The 849-nt window shown below is 62.8% G+C and carries 1 protein-coding gene; it reads right to left on the bottom strand.

What is annotated here, in order from left to right; genetic code table 11:
• Positions 1-59: 59 nt before the first annotated feature.
• The gene (locus ACI94_RS09285; RefSeq protein ID WP_286681350.1) at positions 60-725 is read right to left on the bottom strand and encodes a cytochrome c biogenesis CcdA family protein; all 666 of its coding nucleotides are present in this window, start codon (positions 723-725) and stop codon (positions 60-62) included.
• Positions 726-849: the final 124 nt, after the last annotated feature.

The following is an 849-nucleotide window of genomic DNA, read 5'->3' as shown; positions in this document are numbered from 1 at the left end:
CTCGAGTGCGTCCTCGTAGCGACGGTCCTCTACGCCGCCCTCCGGGTGGTCGCAACCCCTCAGAAGAACGCCAGGTACAGGAAGTAGACCCCGATCAGGACGATCGCGACGCCCACAACCCGGTCGAAGGCCTCCCCGCTCATCCTCGCCTTCTCCCGGACCTTCTTTCCGGCCGCGCCCCCGACCGAACTGATCACGATGAGGGGGATCGCAAGCCCCACGCCGTAGACGAAGACCGTAAAGAGACCTTCGAGAGCGGTCTGGTAGAGCGCGATGTAGGTCAGGACGACGAGGAGCATCGGCGCCCCGCGCCCCACCGTGATCGCCCCAAACGAGAGCCCGAGGACGAACGCGCCGTAGACCGTGTAGGAGGGAGGCGCCCGGAAGCGGTTGAAGATGCTCCGGATCGGGGGTTTGTAGACGTGGAGGAGTTGCAGCCCCATCAGGATCATCAAAACCCCGCCGATCCCCCATGCCACCGTCTCGTTTAAGAAGAGGAGGTAGTCGCCGACCAGGCCCGCGGCTGCTCCGAGAGGAAGGAGGACGAGGACGGTCCCAAGCGAGAACGCAACCGTCAGCCGAAGGATCCCGGCAAGGGAGAGATCCGTCTTTTGGCTCGTCAGATACCCGATCAGGCCGAGGCAGAGGACGCTGTTGCAGGGGCATATCCCGGCGACGAGGCCGAAGAGAAAGATCCCGAGGACCGAGGGGTCGAAGGAGGCCACGAAGAGAGGTTGGACCGGGGACGAGAATATACCAGTGGTTCCGGCCGTCTATCATCACCATGGCTTGTGTCAGGATGTCCTGCTATCCAAAACCCGCTGGATACCAAAAAGAACGACTGCATCC

The sequence above is a fragment of the Methanoculleus sp. DTU007 genome, assembly GCF_001512385.1.
Lineage (GTDB): Archaea > Halobacteriota > Methanomicrobia > Methanomicrobiales > Methanoculleaceae > Methanoculleus > Methanoculleus thermophilus.
Note: the sequence above shows the minus strand (reverse complement) of the source record. Positions and strands in the feature narration are given on the sequence as shown.